The sequence below is a fragment of the Hippea alviniae EP5-r genome (assembly GCF_000420385.1).
GTDB classification, from domain to species: Bacteria; Campylobacterota_A; Desulfurellia; order Desulfurellales; family Hippeaceae; genus Hippea; species Hippea alviniae.
The window spans coordinates 52,342-70,469 of the sequence record NZ_ATUV01000002.1 but is presented as its reverse complement, the minus strand read 5'-3'; the positions used below and the strand labels follow the sequence as shown (position 1 = coordinate 70,469).

Sequence of the window (18,128 nt, the reverse complement as noted above, 5' to 3'; positions counted from 1 at the left end):
TAACTATCCGAAACAGAATTCATAATGGGCGCATACTTTGCATTTTTTAGAGTTCCTTAAAACCTTCGGCGGGGCATCAGAATATAAAACCACACTCATTTCCTTTAGAATCTTTTCAATTTTCTTTTCATCTTCCTGGGTTAACTCTACCGTTTTGCTAATCTTTTCTTTGGGTATTTTAATTAACCCTTTTGCTTTAATGCCTTTTTTCTTTTTTAATAAGTACAGATAATACTTTAGTTGAAAAATTCCCGTTTCCATAGTTTTTGAAGATTTTTTTATCTCGGCGATATAATAAATGCCGTCTTTTTTCGTTACCATATCGAGCATTGCTTCTAAATCAGCAAGATAAATTTTTCTCTTTTCGCGTTTAAAGGCAGTTTCGTCGATTAACCTTCCAATCTCTAAAAACGCATTATCTTGGTCAGCCGTTAAGTTTCTTATCATCAACCAAGCTTGCCTTTTGCAAATATTGTATGCATTGAATATTGAAGGTGCAAATGTTCTCATATAAAAATACTTATCTCTCTAACCAAACCTGTTTCTTTATCGTAGATATTGTTTACCAAATCTTTTCTTACAATCTTAATCCCGCCTATCTCTTCCAAATCCATAAAATAACTTTTCGTAGAGTTTGTGATTTTTACAGAAAGAACATATTGATAAAATTGAGACCTAATCTTTAAAAGTTCGTTCTTTCTCTCAAAACGGTTTTCTATCTCCATTATCTTGCAAAATCTATCCAACAAGTCAGTTGCTCTATCGTCGATTTCAAAAAACATAGAGAAAGACGGTATTTCGTCAATTAACTTAAACTCTTTAGAAACATCTTCATATTTTAGTTTTTTCATTGCGCTTATGATTTTATTGCTTTCGTTATTCGATTTATTTTCCTTCACCTTATGAAAATACCCATCTATAAGTTTTAGCATCTTGTTTTCTTCAACTTCTTCTATATCCTTGAACAGTTCGTTTGTTGCATTTAAGGGTAGGCCTTTATAAATATAGCCAAAATCGTATTTTTCTTTTTCGTTCTTTAATTTAAAAAGCTTCACTATACCCATTTTTTGTCTATTATTTCTATTGCACCTACCCGCTGTTTGGATAATAGAATCAAGCGGGGCAAAATCCCTATAAACCACATCAATATCTATATCGACACCTGCTTCTACAACTTGAGTTGAAATAATAATCTTACCTTCTGGATTATCTCTTATAGCATCAATGCGCTTCTTTCCATCTACGGGCAAGATATTGCTTGATAAATATATAAATTCCTTTTGAGGCAAAATCTCTTTTAAAAGCCTGTAAAATTTAACGCTTGTGTTAATCGTGTTAAAAACAAAAAGAAAGCTTTTATTTGGATTATGTTCTATGTCGTTTTTTACTATTTCAACTAACTCATCAATTGTTAAGTTTTCCAATCCCTTTAGAGTAAGTATTTTGTATCGTGAAAAGGCAGAAAAGAACTCATCTCTAACATCGTCGGATATTAAGGGATAAAGTTCTTCTTTATCAAAAATTAAAGGCATTGTAGCCGTTAAAAAGATTATTTTACAGTTGAGAAGTTCTGTTAACTTTTTAAGAACAACATTTGTCAAATGCCAATATTTGTAAGGTATAGATTGGACTTCATCGAGTATGATAACCGAGTTTGATATATTGTGAAACTTTCGCAGATGTGAGTTTTCATTTGAAATGATTGAGTGAAACAGCTGCCAAAATGTGGTTAAAACCAAAGGCTTATCCCAATTTTCAATCAACAGTTGAGCTTTGTCTCCTTCAATGTAGTTTTCGTCGGTTTTTATTCTTGCTTCTGTAAGATGATGGTGAACAGTTATAAAATCGTCGGGATTGCAATTATTTTTCTTGAGAACATCTTTTATAACCTTTTCAGTCTGGTCAACGATGGATGTAAACGGCAAAGCATATATCACTCTTTGTAAGGTTTTATCTTCTCTGCATAATTTGAAGGCAACATTTAACACTATCAAAGTTTTTCCTGCACCTGTCGGCAAGTTAAGTGATAAAATTTTCTGTGTATTTGATTTCAACAGGTTTTCATAAACCGTTTTGTAAGCCTTTTCCCTAAGCAAGTTTAGTTTGTTTGGTTTTTGATTTGAAAATGTTTTTTCTTTGTATGTGTCTATAAATGTGTCTATGTTTGACGGTAAAGTGTTTTTTGCAATTTTACCTACGACAACCTCCGTTTTGTCTGCATAGGTGAGAAGGGAAAAGAGAAAATTAAAGATAAAAAATGTATCTATATTATTTTGGATGTTGTCTTTTTGCCAAAATAGGTCTTCGATTAGCTTTTTTATATTTTCAAAGGAAAGATTTTTCGTTTCTTCCTTAAATTCACACTCTATGTTTTGCCATTGTTTTTTGAGATTTCTCCAATCGTTTTTACTTACGATGACCATATTCTCTAAATTTTCGAGATTTCCATGATGCTTTTTTACGGCTATAAATCCGAGAATAGTCCATAAAAACGGCTTTTCCGCTTTTGATAGTTGGGTATAGATTTTGTAAGCACCAAGACAGGCAGACAGAAGGGAATGAGAAGTTAAGTTTGATGGGTGTTTGCATGTCTTGCTTTCTATTGAAGATTTAAGATAGTCCTGAAAGAATTTTGTGGCTTTAGCAAAATCGTGATAGTAAAGGGATGTTGTCAAAACTGTATTGAATTCTTCGGGAATATCAAGTAATTTTTCATTAAAAGCCAACAATCCTATATCTTTTACATTCTTAAGATGTTCTATCAATTTTTTATTTGGATGAGAATAACAACTCATATAATCTCCTAAAAGAGAAAAATATTTTCATCCAGCTCTTTTACATGATAATACTCTCCACTTTTAAGTTTTATTGGATTTCCGTTTGCTTCTATCAAAAAATATCCGCTTTTAATCAGTTCTCTATCTGGTTTCATCTCAAGTGGGATGTGGATTTTTAAGAATTTACTGTTTTCCGACAGAAAATCGACCTGCGATGGCTCCGTTAGTTTATTAAGTGGAATTATAGATACAATCTCAACGGGTTTGTCGTTTGCCTGTCTTTTTTCCAAACCAAATAGTCCTATATATTTAAAATTCGCAAGACATTCGGATAAACCTAAAGAAACCGTATAGGTGGATTTGTGGTTTTCAAGAAGATTTTTGAGCCTAACCAGTTTGTCGTTTTCTGAAGTTGCATAGATCCTAAAATACGGCTCTTTTAAAAACTCAAGGTTTATCTGGGTTCTGCGCGGCTTATTTTTTGGCATCCTTCCAAACATCTTTGCACTTTTTGTGTCTATAAAGTTTTCTGGAATATAAACAGTTTTAATTGGTTTTTTTATGCCAACAGCAAACCGCCACTGGTTATCTTGAAAATGCTCAAGATATGAATCTTTATCATAACCTAATATAGCAGAGATTATCCCATAGAGCACCGTTTTTGAAGGAACAGATAAGGTTAAAGGAGAGCTTGTTGTATATGGCACTCTGAAATGCCCATAATCCGCCCAGATATCAAATACTAATATTTTCATGGCGATATCCTTGTTAAATGTTTAATTGCTCCCAATTTGAAGGAATTTCTGGTGTTATGTTTAGGTTCTCGTCTGCTTTATATTCTATTTTCTCTATTCTCTCTCCGTTTTCATCAAAGATTTTAATCAGTTCTGATATATCAAATTTAAAATCCTTTGGGCTTCTGATTGAAAACTCATTTTCATAATCGGTTAGCTTTACTTTTTTATCTAAATCGCCAATAAAGAAGCCTTTCTCTTTTGTATGTAACTTTTAGTAAGAATCTTGGCATTTGACCAAACTTTGAGCGGCTTATGAGATTCTTGGTTCCGTTCCAAATGGCGTCCATTAGCTCATTTACATCTTCTTCTGTTAGTTTAGTGTGTTTTGCTGCGGCTTCGTTTACAATTCCGTGAAAACATATAAAAGAATAGGGTAAAATATACTCTTCTCTGAAAGTTGCTTGTTTAGAGCCTGCTTTAGCTGCAAAAGCACCAGTGCCTTTTATATGCTTTAATTCAACTTTATGCAGAGAACGACCCATCTTAAATTGGACAGGTCCTGTAAATGTAATAGAGTCTTTATCCAGTGGAATAACACCACCAAAAAGCCTAATATCAATACACTCGTTTAAAACATTATTCGGGTCATTGCCGTAATCTTTTGCTCGTGTTTTTCCGTCTTGAATACCTTTTGTTGGGTCGTTATCTATAAATATTTCTCTTACAAAAATATCTTTTCCGTTTTGGCCGTTATAACCTTTGTATTCATACAGGTAATCCCGGATTGTTCTTTTTAGCCTAACATCCGTTACAATATTAATCTTTGTCTCTTCATCAATTCTCGGTTTGTTTTCATCCATCGGGTCTCCGTTTGGGTTTGCGTCTGTAACATCATAGCAAAACAAAATCTCACTTCTTTTTTCAATAATAGCCATGATTTACCTCCTTCAATTACTTTCTTTGATTTCTTCATTTTCAAATGTGAAGTGTTTTTCGAGCACCATACCCAAGGTAAAATAATAACTTAACTCGTCAACTGAATAGTGAGAAAAATCCGATTTAATCAGGTATTCGCCAAGCGTTTCTTCGAGTTTTCTGTAGTAATTTTTTCCGTATTCTTCGAGTTTATTTATCATCTCGGGCAAGAGCCTTTTTGCCGTTTTTTCGTCAATTTTTAGGCCATTTAATCTGCTTCTAAACGGTGTTGCACTTCTTTCGTTGTATTGAATTTTTAACAACTTCTGAGCTAAAATTCCTTCCAAGAACAGAGCCTTTTTAGTTTCATCGTCAAAAATCGGGTTTTCTTTGAAAAAATCTTCGAAGTTATTGCCATAGTTTTTCATGGTTTTTCTTCTCCTTTCTAATAGGTTTATTTCTTCCAAGAATAGGGTAATTTTATAAGATTTTAACACTGTCGGTTCTATCCAGTTATCGTTTAAAAACTCCTTTCTTATTCTTTCCATGAATCTCGATAACAAAAAGTCAAAAGATATATTTTTGCCTATAAAAATGTTATTCAGTATTTGAAGAAAATATTTATCGAACTTTCCTTTCATTTTCGAGTTTGGAAAAAACTCTCTTATGAAACTAAAAGAGAAGTTAAAGTAAATCGTATCTTTTTTGGTTGTTATCGGTTCGAATATATTGAATTTTCTCTCTTTGTTGTCAACTTCATCTTTCTTATCTATTAGAAATTTTAATCTTGATGGTGCTATTTCCCTTAAAAAGAGCAAAATCTTAAAAGCTGCATTTTGCTTTTCGTAAAACAGAAAATTTAAATTTATTTGATTTGAGAGTTTAGAAAACTGTCTTAATAGATATTCTTCTGTTCTTTTAGTTTTGGTTGATTTTTTCTCTTGAAGCGAAAAATCTACGTAATTTTTCAGTGTTTTAAGCGTATTTTGAAGCATAGAATCATCATCAAATACAAGTTGTGGTATAAGATAATAGTTAAAACCACAAAAATTGCATGACAGGTTTTCTTCTATGTATTTTTTGCCTCTTTCGAGTATCTTTGCACATTCCGAACATACGGGATAATTTTTCCACATGTTTGAAGCATCAAATCCGCCGGCGATATAGCTTTCTTTATCTGCTGTATAAAAATTGAAAGTGTTGACAAAACCCCAAACTTCTTCTGCTTCTTTATTGCAAATATAACAGTATTTGCCTTTCGCCCTGCTTTCTGTTCCGGATTTTTTATAAAAACTTTTGTATGCTTCGTTTTCATTGTTTTTAAAAGGATTTACGAAAATATCCAAATCACCAACATAGTGAACTTTATCGTCTTTTTGAAAAACAAATGTAATAACAGACGGTTCTTTGAAGGAGTCTTTGTCTTTAAGCAACCCGTTTTTATCGGCAAAGTCTATAAGGTCGTTTTTTATTGTTTCAATCTTTTTACCTACTAACTTTTGGATATTGTTTATCAAGTTTTTCTCACTGTTTGAGAGAGATTTCTTCTTCTCTTCAAGAAATTTACTAAACACATTTTTAATCTTGTTTTTGAATGTTTTATCTATTGTAGTGATTTTTGAAGTGGGCGTTTTATCTGGCCCGTTAGCAGAGCCACGTTTGTAAAAATACTTTAGTTTCTTTGATTGGTCGTATTCTTCAAAATCTATCTGCAGATATGCGGGTTTCTCAGGATTGCTAACATCTACAACAATCTTAAACACATTTTTATAATTGTCGCCAATATCGTCTATAAACTCTTCCAGAAAATCCGATTGTGGAAGTATCTTACCTATTCTGTAAACGGCTTCTATCATATTTGCACCTCATTCCCTATCATCTGTGTTATCAAATTAATTAAAATCTCTTTTTGGTCTGGTCTGCTACCTGCAACAAGATAACAAAGAGCCGTAAGGGCATTATTATTGAATTTTTCTATAAGTTCATCAAATCCCAAATTGTCGTAAAGAAACATTAAAAACATCAATGCTCTGATGTGCTTGTTGCCATCAACAAAAGGGTGATTCTTGACCACGAAATAGAGAAGATTAGCTGCTTTTTCTTCAACCGACGGATACAACTCTTCACCGCCGAATGTTTGGTAAATCCCGTTAAGAGCACTCAAAAAAGTCCTTTATCTCTTTCCATGCCAAAAATGTCAGATGCTTCATTATGCTTTATAAGATAATTCTTGAGTTTTTTGATAGCTTCTTTTGCTTTTTCATATGTTATTTTTTCTTTCTCTTTAATGTTTTTTGACGGCTTGATTTTTCCTGTGTCAAATTCTTCTATCCACTTCCATGTATTTGCGTATTTTTCAATGATTTCTAACAGCCCTTTTACTTCCGATGCAGTTAAGGTCGAAGTATAAATAGTGTTTTTATTAGTTTTATGGTGTTTTCAAGTTCTTTGAGTTTCTCTTGTGTAAGTTTGTTCTCATTTATTGCATAGCCTTTTACAAGGTATTTTTTTGAGAACATTTGTAGCCCATATGCGAAACATTGTAGCCTTTTTAGAATTTACACGATAACCGACAGAGATTATGACATCAAGGTTGTATAAATTCATAATTCTTCTTTTGCCGTCTTTGGCAACCTGTGCAATTTTTGCACAGGTTGATTCTTCGTTTAATTCTCCAGTTTTGTAAATATTTCTGATGTGCTTTACAATTACCGTTCTATCAACATCAAAAAGGTAGGCCATTTTATGAGCATCTAACCAAATCGTTTCTTCCTTCAACGAAACTTCTATCTTTTTATCCTTATCTCGATAGATTAAAATCTCATTTTCCACCTAAAACCTCCACCATGCCGAAGCCTTGAGAGTTTCTGCTGCCAAGCCCTGCATCGACTATAAACCTTAAAAATTCAGGTTCGCCGTAAAGCCTGAATCTTCCATTCCAGCCCTTTACTATTACATAACGATTTTTCTGTCCAAACCTGACAATCTTTTCTTTATTAAATCCAACAGGCTCTATCTTTAGCTCGAATGGGCATTTTTCTTTATAAAACGCTTCCCATTTCTTCTTTGCGTTTTCATTTATCAATCTATTGAAATCTTCTTCAAAAGGTGTGTAATAATGAGTTTTCTTTTTTCCTTCTATCTCAAATGTTGAGTGAACCTCAATCGGCGATAGGGTTTTTATAAGTATCTTGCTTGTATTGATTTCAGCCTGTTTTAAAACCGCTATCTCTTTTAAACTTACAATGTTCCCGCCAAGATTGATTTCGTGGTTAATCAGAGAACCTGTTGACAATTTTTCCAAAATCCAGTCAACGGGCGATGAGACGATAAAACTTATCGTGCGTGGGAATATGAAAATACTCTTATCTTTTATAAACCTGCCCTTTGAAGTATTTCAGAAAAGCAAAACAACCTAAAGCTTCTTTTGCCCTTCGTAAAACCAACATTGTGGAGCCATTCGTCTTTTACAGAATTATAGATAAACCATTGAATAATCTCTTTAAAACCAACGGGTAGGATTATACTTTTGTTGCTTTCGAGTGTAAACTTTATTCTCACAAAGAAAATTAGGGAAAAATCCCTTTCTCCTTTTAATTGTAAGTTTTAAAGTATTTTAGTTATTTTTATACTATTTTGCAAGTTTTTGCTTTATAAATTAACCAATTGTTTGTTTATATCGTCAAACAGCCCGATGTTTTCTATTATGGGTAAGTCTTTATCACCTCTCCCTGAGAGATTTACTATAATAGTTTTGTTTTGAAATTTGTGTTTGTTTTTTATCAGATAACCCAGAACATGAGAGCTTTCAAGTGCTGGTATGATGCCTTCGAGCCTGCTTAAGAGTTTAAATCCTTCTATCGCTTCCTTATCAAAGCATACATCGTATTTTACCCTTCCTGTATCCTTTAGATAACTGTGCTGTGGACCCACACCGGGATAGTCAAGCCCTGCAGATATAGAGTGAACCTTTGAAATTTGGCCAAACTCATCCTGCAAAAGATAGCTTATCGCACCATGCAGGATACCCACCCTTCCTTTTGTTAAAGCTGCTGAATGCTTGCCTAATTCAAGTGATTCTCCACCTGCTTCAATGCCGTATAATTCAACATTTTTATCATTTATAAAGCCTGAGAATATGCCTATGGCATTACTTCCGCCACCTACACATGCAATCACACTATCGGGCAAAGCTCCTTCCATTTTTAGGATCTGTCTTTTTGCTTCTTTGCCTATTACCGATTGAAAATAGGCAACAATAGACGGGAATGGATAAGGCCCTACAACGCTGCCTATTAGATAATGTGTTGTCTTTACATTCTTAACCCAATCCCTTAATGCTTCGTTTATTGCACTTTTCAAAGTCATTGAGCCTTTGTTTACAATTCTCACTTCAGCACCCAAAAGCTTCATTCTCAAAAGATTCGGCCTTTGCCTTTCTGCGTCTTTTTTACCCATGTAAACAACACACTCCATACCAAGCAGGGCTGCTGCTGTTGCTGTTGCGACGCCGTGCTGTCCTGCCCCTGTCTCTGCAACTATTCTTTTTTTGCCCATAAATTTTGCAAGTATGATTTGACCAAGCGTGTTGTTTAGTTTATGTGCTCCTGAGTGCAAAAGGTCTTCCCTTTTTATGAAAATTCTTGTGTTTAGAGATGAGCTTAAATTTTTTGCAAAATACAAGGGTGTTGGTCTTCCTGCATAATTTTTAAGATAGTTTTTAAGCTCTTCATTTGCCTTTTTATCCTTTTTAAACTCTCTAAACGCTTCTTCGAGCTCCTTTAAAACTCTAATTAAGGTTTCAGAGACGAATTGTCCGCCATATATTCCAAAATACCTTTTCATTCTTGACTCCTTACAAACTCCATAAATTTTCTCATCTTTTCAAAGTCCTTTTTGCCCGGATACGCTTCAACGCTGCTTACAAGATCAACACCATAAACTCCCATATCAATCAAAAGTTTTACATTTTCTATGCTTATTCCACCTGCAATAAAAAGCCTATCCTTAAATGGAAAACCCTTAATCAAATCAAAATCAAAAGATTTGCCACTTCCACCTATTGAGTCTGTAAACTTATCAAACAGCAACAGTCCATCGGTAACCTTTTCTGGTAGTTTATCCTTGATTCTATAAACCCTGATTCTTCTTTTTAAAAGACAGTCTTTGTAAACTTGAGCATAATCAAGACCACAGAAGTTCATTATCTCTTCAATCTCTTCGCAACTCTCATCAACAAACACTCCAACCGTCTTGACTTCTCCTTTGATTTTTTCGATTATCTCTCTTGCCTGCCTGTAATCTATAAACCGTTTGCTCTTTTTGTAAAAGACAAAACCAACAAAATCAACACCCAAATCTATCGAAGCCTTCACATCTTCATAATTCGTCATGCCACAGAACTTAACCTTCACCTTTTAGCTCCTTAAACTTCTCTTTTATGTTTTTGCTTTTTAAGAGTGTCTCTCCTATTAGAAACGCATCACAGTCGTTTTTCAAAAGCTCAATATCATTTCTTGTCTTTATGCCGCTTTCTGCAATTTTTATGCATGGAAAGTCTATTCTGTTAAGTAAAAACTTTGTTTTTTCAATAGATATCTCGAGTGTATCAAGGTTTCTTGAATTTACGCCAACGATTGACGATTTGAGTTTTTCAACCTTTTTTAAATCTTCTTCATCGAATATCTCAACAATTGCATCCATGCCAAGCGACAGAGTTGTATCGTAGAATTCTCTTAAGTTTTCAAAATCAACTATCCTTGCAATAAGCAGAATAAGGTCTGCACCCGATAAATAAGCCTTTAGAATTTGCTTCTCATCAATGATAAAATCCTTACAGAGCAAAGGTAGAAGGCTCTTTTCTTTGGCAGTCTTCAGCAGATTGAAGCTGCCGCCAAAGAATTTCTCATCTGTTAAAATGCTTATGGCTATAGCTTCTTCATTGTAAACTTTTATAATTTCGTCTAATTCTATATTTCGTATAAAACCTGCAGAAGGTGAGCGTGGCTTTATCTCTGCGATTATGTTTACTCTTTCTCTTTGAATCTTTAATTTGCGAATTTCTCCTTCTCTGTTTCCTGATAAGTCAAGCTTTTTTATCTCTTCTTTTTTTGATTCTATGATTTTATTTAGCAGGGACATCAGCTTCTCCTTAGACTGTTTAATTTCTCTAAAGCCTTGCCGTTTTTGATACTTTCCAAAGCGAGTTTAAACCCTTCTTTTGGCGTATCTGCAATACCTGAGATATAGAGTGAAAAACCTGCATTCAAAGAGATAATCTCAGAAAGCTTATCTCTTTTTCCTTCAAATGCTTCTGTTAGCATTTTTGCGTTTGTTTTTGCATCTTCTCCTTTGATATCCGTATAATCTGTGTGTATGCCAAAATCCAAAGGGTCAATCTCTATTTGTTTTATGATTCCGTCTCTTTTTATGAAGCAGATGCTTTTTGCGGATGGGCTTATCTCATCCATTCCATCGTAAGATGAAACAACCGCTATGTTATCTATGCCTAAATTTAGAGCTGCTTCAAAGATAGCTTCTGTAAAGTCAGTTGAGAATACGCCTATTAGCTGATTTTTTACAAAAAACGGATTTGCGAGTGGGCCTATAAGATTGAAAATTGTTCTGCGTTTTAGCTTTTTTCGGATTTGAGCAACATTTTTCGTTGCAGGGTGAAAATTCGGTGCAAAGAGAAATGCGAATTTGTTTTCGTAAAAGAACTTGATTGCTTTATCTTTGCTAAGAGTTGTTGGTATGCTTAATGCATCAAGTACATCTGCCGAGCCAGATTTTGAACTTACCGCCCTATTTCCGTGCTTTGCGACAGGAATAAACAGGCTGCATAAAATAGCCGATGCTGTTGAGATGTTGAATGTGTTTTTGCCGTCTCCACCTGTTCCGCAGGTATCCAATGCATTCTCTTCAATCTCTATGCCATCTGCATGCTCTCTTAGGGACAAAGCCGCAGCGTATATCTCATCTGCCGTCTCTTTTTTGTCTGCAAGCAGGCTTAAGAATTCTTTTGCCAACTCTTCATCTTCAACACCTTCAAGCAGTTTGTCGAATATGTTTTTTGTTAGCTCAAAACCTAAGTTTTCACCTTTTTTTAGCTTTTCGATAGCTTCTTTAATCATTTTTACACACCCCCTTTACAAAGTTTCTTATCAGTTCAAGGCCGAATTGACTTGCGTATGATTCTGGATGAAACTGAACGCCAAAAATTCTTAGCTTTCTGTGCTCTATGCCCATTATCTCGTTATCTGTTTGGGAAATTGAATTAACGATAAAATCACTTTTAATATCGTCAACGACTAAAGAGTGATACCTTGTAGCCTTGAAATTTTCTGGCAAATCTTTAAACAACAGGCTTTCTGTTTTTGTTAATATCACATCAACCTTGCCATGCATTATTCTTTTTGCTTTTCTTATCGTAAAATCAAAATAGTATCCTATCGCCTGTATTCCTAAGCAAACACCAAGAATCGGCAATTTTCCCTTGAAAAAGTCGATTATCTCAAGCGAAAGTAGAGAGTTTTTAGGGTGAGATGGGCCAGGTGATATGACAATGCCTTTTAGATTGTTTATATTTTTGACAGAGTTTAATTTCTCATCGTTTTTTACAACCTTTACATCGTCAAACAGCCCAAGATAGTGGTATAGGTTGTAAGTAAACGAATCATAGTTATCAATTAAGAGTATCACTGTTTATACCTCCTGCTTTTAGAAGTGCCTTTAGTTTGTTTATGGTTTCTAAATACTCGCTGTGTGGGTTGCTGTCATAAACTATGCCTGCACCAGCCTGCAGTTTAGCTGTGTTGTTTTCAAAAATGGCTGTTCTTATTGTGATTGCAAGGTCTAAATCACCATCAAACCCTATATAACCGACGCATCCGCCGTATGCTTCTCTTGGATGCTTTTCTATCTCGTCGATAATCTCTATCGCCCTTACCTTTGGTGCACCGCTTAAGGTTCCGGCTGGAAATGTGTTTGATACAACTTCTATTGGTGAAGTGTTTGTATCTAAATCTGCTTCAACATTTGAAGTTAAGTGGATTACGTGCGAGTAAACTTCAGGTTGCATAAACGATGTGACCGTAACGGCTGCGGGTTTTGAAACTCTCGCTAAATCGTTTCGGGCAAGGTCAACAAGCATTAGGTGTTCAGCTCTCTCTTTCTCGTCGTTAAACAGCTCCTTTTTGATTTTTTCTAAGTTTTCTCCTTTTGGCCTTGTGCCCGCTATAGGCCTTATTGTTGCTATTCTGTTTCTTATTCTTAGGTGTATCTCTGGTGATGAGCCGGCAAGATAAAAGTCCTTATATTTGAAGAAAAACATATAAGGCGATGGGTTTATTCTTCTTAGATTTCTGTAAAACTCAAAAGGATTAATATTTTCTGCCAAATAATAGTTGCTTAGAACAACCTGAATTGCTTCGCCTTCTTCTATTAGCTCTTTTACATGTTTTACGCTATTTTCGAACTCTTCTTGAGAAAACATGCTTCCTATTATTTTTGCTTTCGTCTGTTTGAAATAAGCGATATTTTTTGAACTTTTTTCTTTGAATTTTGCCTTGAAGTTTTTTAATTTCTCGGTTAGTGCTGAAAGGTTAAAGGCTAAAGTTTCATTCTTGTTGAATTCGTGAAACATGCCCAGATATAGCCTGTTTGTATAGTTGTCATAGACTAAAAATTCGTTTACTTCAAAAAAGACGCCGAAGTTTTTGGGTTTTTTGTTTAACGGTTTTCTTAAGACGTCGAACAGCTCAACAGCTTCAAAAGGAAAATAACCAACATAGCCACCCTTAAAACTGCCCAGATTCTCTGTTTGATAAACTTTGAGTTTTTTAAAACGTGCTAAATCTTGGCGTGTTTTTATTGTTATGTGAGAACCAAAAGAGAATCCGATAAACGAGAATCTGCTGTAGGTTTTGTCTTCTTTGGCACTCTCAAGTAGAAAAATTTTCTCTTCATCTAAGAGCTTTGCTAAAATCGATACAGGTGTATCAAGGTCGCCTTCAATCTCTTCATAAACCACGATGCCGTCAAATCCTTCGTTTAGTGCTTTTGAAATCTTCTCTTTTAAATCCATTTTAAACCTCCGCAAAATAAAAAAGGCCGTCTCCCTAAGGCAACTGCTTAGAAAGACGGCCTAAATAAAAAAACCGCCTTCCCAAGCAGTCCTGCTGGCTACCCTGCCAGCAAGCTGCCCAAGAAGACGGCTTTACTGTTTAATTAAAAAGGCAGGGTAGCCTTAGCTATCCTGCCACCACCAGTTATTTAGTATGGTATTTCTTTTTAGACTTAAGAACATAAACTCACTCATCATGCTTGCATACTACCATAAAAAATCTGGATGTCAAATTTTTGCTATTGACTGTATAGTTTATTTTTGTTATAAAGGTGCCACGATTTAAAGGCGGTGGAGTTCGCCTTTAATCGCTCTTCACGAGCCAATGACTCCTATCTGACCATATATAAAATATTGTTATTGAGAGGTGGCAAAATGTTGTTTGCCCTGAGTCTATTTCAGCTGTTGTATGTTATTATCCTTGCTCCACTTATAGCGGGTATATTCGCTAAACTTACCGAAAGGTATGAGTCCAAAGTTGGCCCTTCGATTTTTCAGCCCTATTACGATTTATTCAAGCTTTTTAGAAAACAGAGCGTTGTTCCAGAAGTTGCATCGCCTTTATTTCAGATTGTTCCTTATATTACATTCACTCTCTATCTGTTTTTGACTTTGGTTTTGCCTATTGTTACGGCTTTTCCTTTGACATTTGGGCCTGTTGTTGACTTTATTGGTGGTGGATTGGTTTTTGGCGCTATCGGGGTTTTAAAGAAACTCGCATCTTTAGATAGTAGAAGCAATTATGCTCATCTCGGTGTTTCAAGGGCATCATCTATAGGGGCTTTAGCCGAGCCTATACTGGTTTTGATATTTATCTCCTTCGGTGTTATATCTCATACCAATAACCCTTATGCCGTAAACAATGTTCTTCAAACATCAACTCATTGGTATCTTTCTTTGGTTCACTGGTTTGTTGTTTTTGCTTTCTTTATGGCTCTGTTGTTGGAAACAGGTAAGTTGCCTATAGAATCTCACTCCAATAATGAATTTGGAATGATAGATCAGGCAATAGAAATGGAGTATTCTGGCACAGAATTAGCTCTTATGAAATGGGGCGGGTATATAAAACAATTTTTACTTATGAGTGTATTCTTGAATGATTTTCTTGTTCCCTTTTGGGTTCCTATGAAGGTGAGCTTTATGGCCGTTTTGATTTACAGTCTCATACATTTGCTTAAAATGATAATTTTGACATTTATATTTGCAACTATTCAGTCAACTGTATCGAAATATAAATTGTTTAAAAATTTTGAGTATGTTGCTGTTGCGTTCTCGTTTGCCCTTCTTGCTATTGTTGTATTTTACACAACCGGAGGTTCGCTATGAAAGATGTATATCTAATTATTGGTTTTTTGCAAATTGTTCTTGTGATTTTTATGCAGTGGCAGGTTTATCTTAAAAAAATCATTATGACATTTGCTATATCTTCGATTTCTATAGCATTTTTTCTATTTGCTAATGGAGTGTATTTGAATAATACAAGTCTTTTGGTTTTAGCATTTCTAACAATTGCAGTAAGGGGCTTGTTTATTCCAGGCTATATGCTTAAAAAACTTAATTCTTATTACAAGGACAGAGAGCCAAAGCATGTGATACCGACAGCGGCTTCGATAATTATTTCTTTGTTGTTAGTTATTGTTGCTTATGTTCTATACAATTTCACTTTGTATGACATAACCTATGCGAAGGCAGGTTCCATCCCTATTGCTCTGATTCTTCAGGGTATATTTTTGATAATTTCAAGAAACAATGCTTTTGTTCAGCTTATAGGATACATGGTGATGGAAAATAGTCTTTTCTTATTTGCTGGCTATATGTTTCCAGAGCTTCCACTTATTATTGAAGGTGGAATACTCCTTGATTTGATAGGAATTGTAATGATTTCTGGAATAATAATGAGACTAAGGGAAAACTATGTTTCTGATATTTCCGAAGAATTTGAAGAGTTTAAGGGGTAAAAGCCATGAGATACTATTACCTTTTGCCAATGCTATTTCCTTTTTTGGCTTCTGTTGTATCTTTATCTAAGAGTGAGAGATTGAGTGAAGTTTTTACTGCTGTTTTTTCTTTAAGTAGTGTTTTATCTTCAGTGTTTTTACTCTTTGTTTTTCCTATTCACTCTAATTTTTTCTATATTGATGGTTTTTCAAAGATAATGTTGGTTGTTGTTTCCGTAGTGTATTTATCAACTGCTTTATTCTCCATTACTTATTTAAAGCATGTAGAGAAACCACTTTTGAGTAAGAGTTATTACTATATGTTTTTGAATCTATTTGTGCTTACTATGTTGTTTAGTGTTTCGCTTAATAATTTGGGTTTGCTGTGGGTAGGTATAGAAGCAACAACAATAACAAGTGCTTTGCTTGTGGCTATAGATAACGACGAAGCTTCGCTTGAGTCTTCGTGGAGATACATAATAGTCGTTTCTGTTGGTCTTGTTATGTCTTTAATTGGCGTTATGCTTATATATGCAGGTTCAAAAACGCTTTATATAACCAAACTTTTGATTACTTCTCCTGTTCATCCAAGACTTTTTGCTTTGGGAGCTGCTTTTACGGTTGCAGGCTTTGCAACAAAAGCAGGAATATTTCCTATGCATACATGGTTACCTGATGTGCATGGAAGGGCTATAGCACCTGTTAGTGCTATATTTTCCGGCGTTCTTTTGCCTGTTGCTCTATTTGGTGTTTATAGGATTATAGAGATATCTTGCTTTGTTGAGGGAGTGAAAGCGTTTGCGCTTGTGTTAGGGGTTTTAACGGTTGGGTTTGCTTCTGTTTTTCTTGTTTCTCAAAAGTTTTACAAGAGAATGTTTGCATACTCTTCTATGGAGAATATGGGAATGATACTTATAGGTTTGGCTCTGGGTAATAAATTTGCTCTTCTTGGAGCTGTTGTTCTCATTGTTGCTCATGCTTTCGCTAAATCTTCGGCTTTCTACACAACTGGTAACATATTATCCGTTTACAAGACAAGGGACATAACAGAAATAAGGGGGCTCTCAAAGGTAATGCCTATAGGCGCTTATAACCTTGTTCTGTCGTCTTTGGCCGTGACCGGAGCTCCACCTTTCGCAAATTTTGTTGGCGAAGCTTTGATTATATATGCGGTATATTTAAAATTTGGATTATTTCTGACTGTAGTTTTATCGGCGTTTTTAACCTTGTCCTTTTTTGCTGTGAATTACAAGGTCGTGAGAATGTCTTTTTCTATTTCCGATAGAAATTTCGAGAACAAAGATAATATGGCGCTGTTTATTCCTGTCTTGAATACTCTTCTTGCTTTTTTTGTTGTGTTTGCAGTTGGATTTATAAACACTTTGCTTGTTGGGGGAATGATAAAATGAGGCTCCTTGGAGTTATTGAGAAAGAAGGTAAAGAGTTTTTATTGCTACAAGAAGGTTATACTTTTTATGTTAAAAAAGCAGAAGAAGTGGAGCAGAGATTTGATAACTATTATGTGCTCAAGAATAGGGATTTGAAAATAGGCAATGAGGATAAGGAAGGTGAAGGTGTTTTTAATTTTAGATACGGTCCTGTTACAGCTGGTGTTGCAGAGGCTGGTATTTTTAATATAAGAACTTATGGTGAAAGAATTTTGTCTGTTAATATCGACCCTTCTTATAAGAGAAGAGGTATTGAAAAATTAATGAAAGGGAAAAAGCCGGTTGAAGCTTTAAAACTTTCGGAATCTGTTTGTGGAAATTTTGCATTTTCTCACTCTTTGGCTTTTGCAAGGGCTGTTGAGGATGCCTGTAATATAGGAGTTGAAGACAAGGTTAAGATTTTGAGAGCTATAGCTATTGAGCTTGAAAGGATTTACAATCATATCCATGTTATAGCAAGGTTGTCTAAAGCTGCAGCTCAAAATGTTCTTACTTCTCATCTTGAATGGTTATTTGAAGAGAGTTTAAGGATAAATAAACTATTTTCTTCTAACAGATTTTTGAAGGGTATCAACAATATAGGTGGTATTGAGTTTTTAAATAGCAGAAACATTGTAGAGATAAAGAAGAGAGTTGAATTTTTTAAAAGAAAGTTTGAAGAGTTGTATAGGCATTCCTTAAGGAGCTATAATTTTATTGACAGAGTATATAAGACAGCGGTTTTAAATAAAGATAAAGCTCTAAGTATAGGAATAACAGGCCCCTCTTTAAGAGCTTGCGGAGTTGAAGAGGATTTAAGAAGATATGAAGATGTGTATAAGAACCTGCAAGTTTGTTTAAGAGAAGATGGAGATGCCCTTGCAAGAATGGAAGTTAGGGCATGTGAAATTCTGAAATCTTGCGATATTGTGTGCACTTTTTTGGATGAAGTGAGAGAAGAGGTGAGTATATCTCAAGATGCTGTTAATGTAGATGGGTTTGGTATAGGTGCTGCTGAGTCTCCAACGGGTTTGGTTGTTTATTATGTGGAGCTTGAAGGTGGTGTGGTTGATTATGTGTATATATCTTCTCCTTCTGTCTTTGGTTATAAAGCTTTCGCTGATTCTTTAGTTGGGTTTATATTTACTGATTTTAGCTTTGCCTTGGATTCCTTTGGAATAAATTTTGCAGATTGTGCGAGATAGGAGTGG

General features: G+C 34.8%; 19 protein-coding genes and 1 riboswitch. Of the genes, 4 read left to right on the top strand and 15 right to left on the bottom strand.

Translation table 11 applies throughout. The features are described 5' to 3' along the window. Window positions 1–3: 3 nt before the first annotated feature. The 15 genes from cas4 to G415_RS0106990 all read right to left on the bottom strand — a co-directional run bounded on the left by cas4 (window position 4) and on the right by G415_RS0106990 (window position 13,514). Window positions 4–510 carry a CRISPR-associated protein Cas4 gene (gene cas4 / locus G415_RS0107055; RefSeq protein ID WP_022670963.1) on the bottom strand — a complete coding sequence of 169 codons (507 nt, stop codon included), beginning with the start codon at window positions 508–510 and terminating at the stop codon, window positions 4–6. Then, the gene (locus G415_RS0107050; RefSeq protein WP_022670962.1) at window positions 507–2,795 is read right to left on the bottom strand and encodes a CRISPR-associated helicase/endonuclease Cas3; all 2,289 of its coding nucleotides are present in this window, start codon (window positions 2,793–2,795) and stop codon (window positions 507–509) included. The genes cas4 and G415_RS0107050 overlap by 4 nt, the downstream gene beginning before the upstream one ends. Before the next feature lie 8 nt (window positions 2,796–2,803). Then, window positions 2,804–3,532 (bottom strand): type I-B CRISPR-associated protein Cas5b, encoded by a 729-nt coding sequence (cas5b, locus tag G415_RS0107045; protein WP_022670961.1) that lies wholly within the window; start codon window positions 3,530–3,532, stop codon window positions 2,804–2,806. Window positions 3,533–3,738: 206 nt separating this feature from the next. Beyond that, entirely contained in the window at window positions 3,739–4,449 is a 711-nt protein-coding gene (gene cas7b, locus G415_RS10480; protein ID WP_202897981.1) for a type I-B CRISPR-associated protein Cas7/Csh2, read from the bottom strand. A gap of 12 nt (window positions 4,450–4,461) precedes the next feature. Then, complete coding sequence (locus G415_RS0107035) at window positions 4,462–6,285, bottom strand: TIGR02556 family CRISPR-associated protein (RefSeq protein ID WP_022670960.1); 1,824 nt, start codon at window positions 6,283–6,285, stop codon at window positions 4,462–4,464. After that, window positions 6,282–6,593, bottom strand: a complete 312-nt coding sequence (locus G415_RS11170) for a type II toxin-antitoxin system death-on-curing family toxin (protein WP_026939648.1) — start codon at window positions 6,591–6,593, stop codon at window positions 6,282–6,284. Before G415_RS11170 ends, G415_RS0107035 begins: the two co-directional genes overlap by 4 nt. A gap of 311 nt (window positions 6,594–6,904) precedes the next feature. After that, window positions 6,905–7,261 (bottom strand): virulence RhuM family protein, encoded by a 357-nt coding sequence (locus G415_RS11165; protein ID WP_026939647.1) that lies wholly within the window; start codon window positions 7,259–7,261, stop codon window positions 6,905–6,907. Beyond that, on the bottom strand, window positions 7,251–7,760 hold the full coding sequence (cas6, locus tag G415_RS10805; protein WP_238321457.1) for a CRISPR-associated endoribonuclease Cas6: 510 nt from the start codon (window positions 7,758–7,760) through the stop codon (window positions 7,251–7,253). The genes G415_RS11165 and cas6 overlap by 11 nt, the downstream gene beginning before the upstream one ends. Before the next feature lie 41 nt (window positions 7,761–7,801). Next, entirely contained in the window at window positions 7,802–7,990 is a 189-nt protein-coding gene (locus tag G415_RS10800) for a hypothetical protein (protein WP_051129557.1), read from the bottom strand. Between the two features lie 90 nt (window positions 7,991–8,080). Further along, complete coding sequence (trpB, locus tag G415_RS0107015; RefSeq protein WP_022670958.1) at window positions 8,081–9,274, bottom strand: tryptophan synthase subunit beta; 1,194 nt, start codon at window positions 9,272–9,274, stop codon at window positions 8,081–8,083. Continuing rightward, complete coding sequence (locus tag G415_RS0107010) at window positions 9,271–9,843, bottom strand: phosphoribosylanthranilate isomerase (RefSeq protein ID WP_022670957.1); 573 nt, start codon at window positions 9,841–9,843, stop codon at window positions 9,271–9,273. Before G415_RS0107010 ends, trpB begins: the two co-directional genes overlap by 4 nt. Continuing rightward, entirely contained in the window at window positions 9,833–10,570 is a 738-nt protein-coding gene (locus G415_RS0107005) for an indole-3-glycerol phosphate synthase TrpC (protein WP_022670956.1), read from the bottom strand. The genes G415_RS0107010 and G415_RS0107005 overlap by 11 nt, the downstream gene beginning before the upstream one ends. After that, the gene (gene trpD, locus G415_RS0107000) at window positions 10,570–11,562 is read right to left on the bottom strand and encodes an anthranilate phosphoribosyltransferase (protein WP_022670955.1); all 993 of its coding nucleotides are present in this window, start codon (window positions 11,560–11,562) and stop codon (window positions 10,570–10,572) included. The genes G415_RS0107005 and trpD overlap by 1 nt, the downstream gene beginning before the upstream one ends. Further along, complete coding sequence (locus G415_RS0106995; protein WP_022670953.1) at window positions 11,555–12,130, bottom strand: anthranilate synthase component II; 576 nt, start codon at window positions 12,128–12,130, stop codon at window positions 11,555–11,557. The genes trpD and G415_RS0106995 overlap by 8 nt, the downstream gene beginning before the upstream one ends. Then, window positions 12,114–13,514, bottom strand: a complete 1,401-nt coding sequence (locus G415_RS0106990) for an anthranilate synthase component I family protein (RefSeq protein WP_022670952.1) — start codon at window positions 13,512–13,514, stop codon at window positions 12,114–12,116. Before G415_RS0106990 ends, G415_RS0106995 begins: the two co-directional genes overlap by 17 nt. Before the next feature lie 317 nt (window positions 13,515–13,831). Continuing rightward, a riboswitch (Fluoride riboswitch) is annotated at window positions 13,832–13,895 on the top strand. Between the two features lie 33 nt (window positions 13,896–13,928). Between G415_RS0106990 and G415_RS0106985 the strand changes: the two genes are divergently transcribed. From G415_RS0106985 to G415_RS0106970, 4 genes are read left to right on the top strand one after another with little or no spacing between them, the layout of a single operon-like run. After that, complete coding sequence (locus tag G415_RS0106985) at window positions 13,929–14,879, top strand: respiratory chain complex I subunit 1 family protein (RefSeq protein ID WP_022670951.1); 951 nt, start codon at window positions 13,929–13,931, stop codon at window positions 14,877–14,879. Continuing rightward, window positions 14,876–15,511: a hypothetical protein gene (locus tag G415_RS0106980; protein ID WP_022670950.1), complete on the top strand. Its 636-nt coding sequence runs from the start codon at window positions 14,876–14,878 to the stop codon at window positions 15,509–15,511. The genes G415_RS0106985 and G415_RS0106980 overlap by 4 nt, the downstream gene beginning before the upstream one ends. Window positions 15,512–15,516: 5 nt before the next feature. After that, complete coding sequence (locus tag G415_RS0106975) at window positions 15,517–16,899, top strand: proton-conducting transporter transmembrane domain-containing protein (protein WP_022670949.1); 1,383 nt, start codon at window positions 15,517–15,519, stop codon at window positions 16,897–16,899. Continuing rightward, window positions 16,896–18,122 (top strand): hydrogenase large subunit, encoded by a 1,227-nt coding sequence (locus tag G415_RS0106970; protein WP_022670948.1) that lies wholly within the window; start codon window positions 16,896–16,898, stop codon window positions 18,120–18,122. Before G415_RS0106975 ends, G415_RS0106970 begins: the two co-directional genes overlap by 4 nt. Window positions 18,123–18,128: the final 6 nt, after the last annotated feature.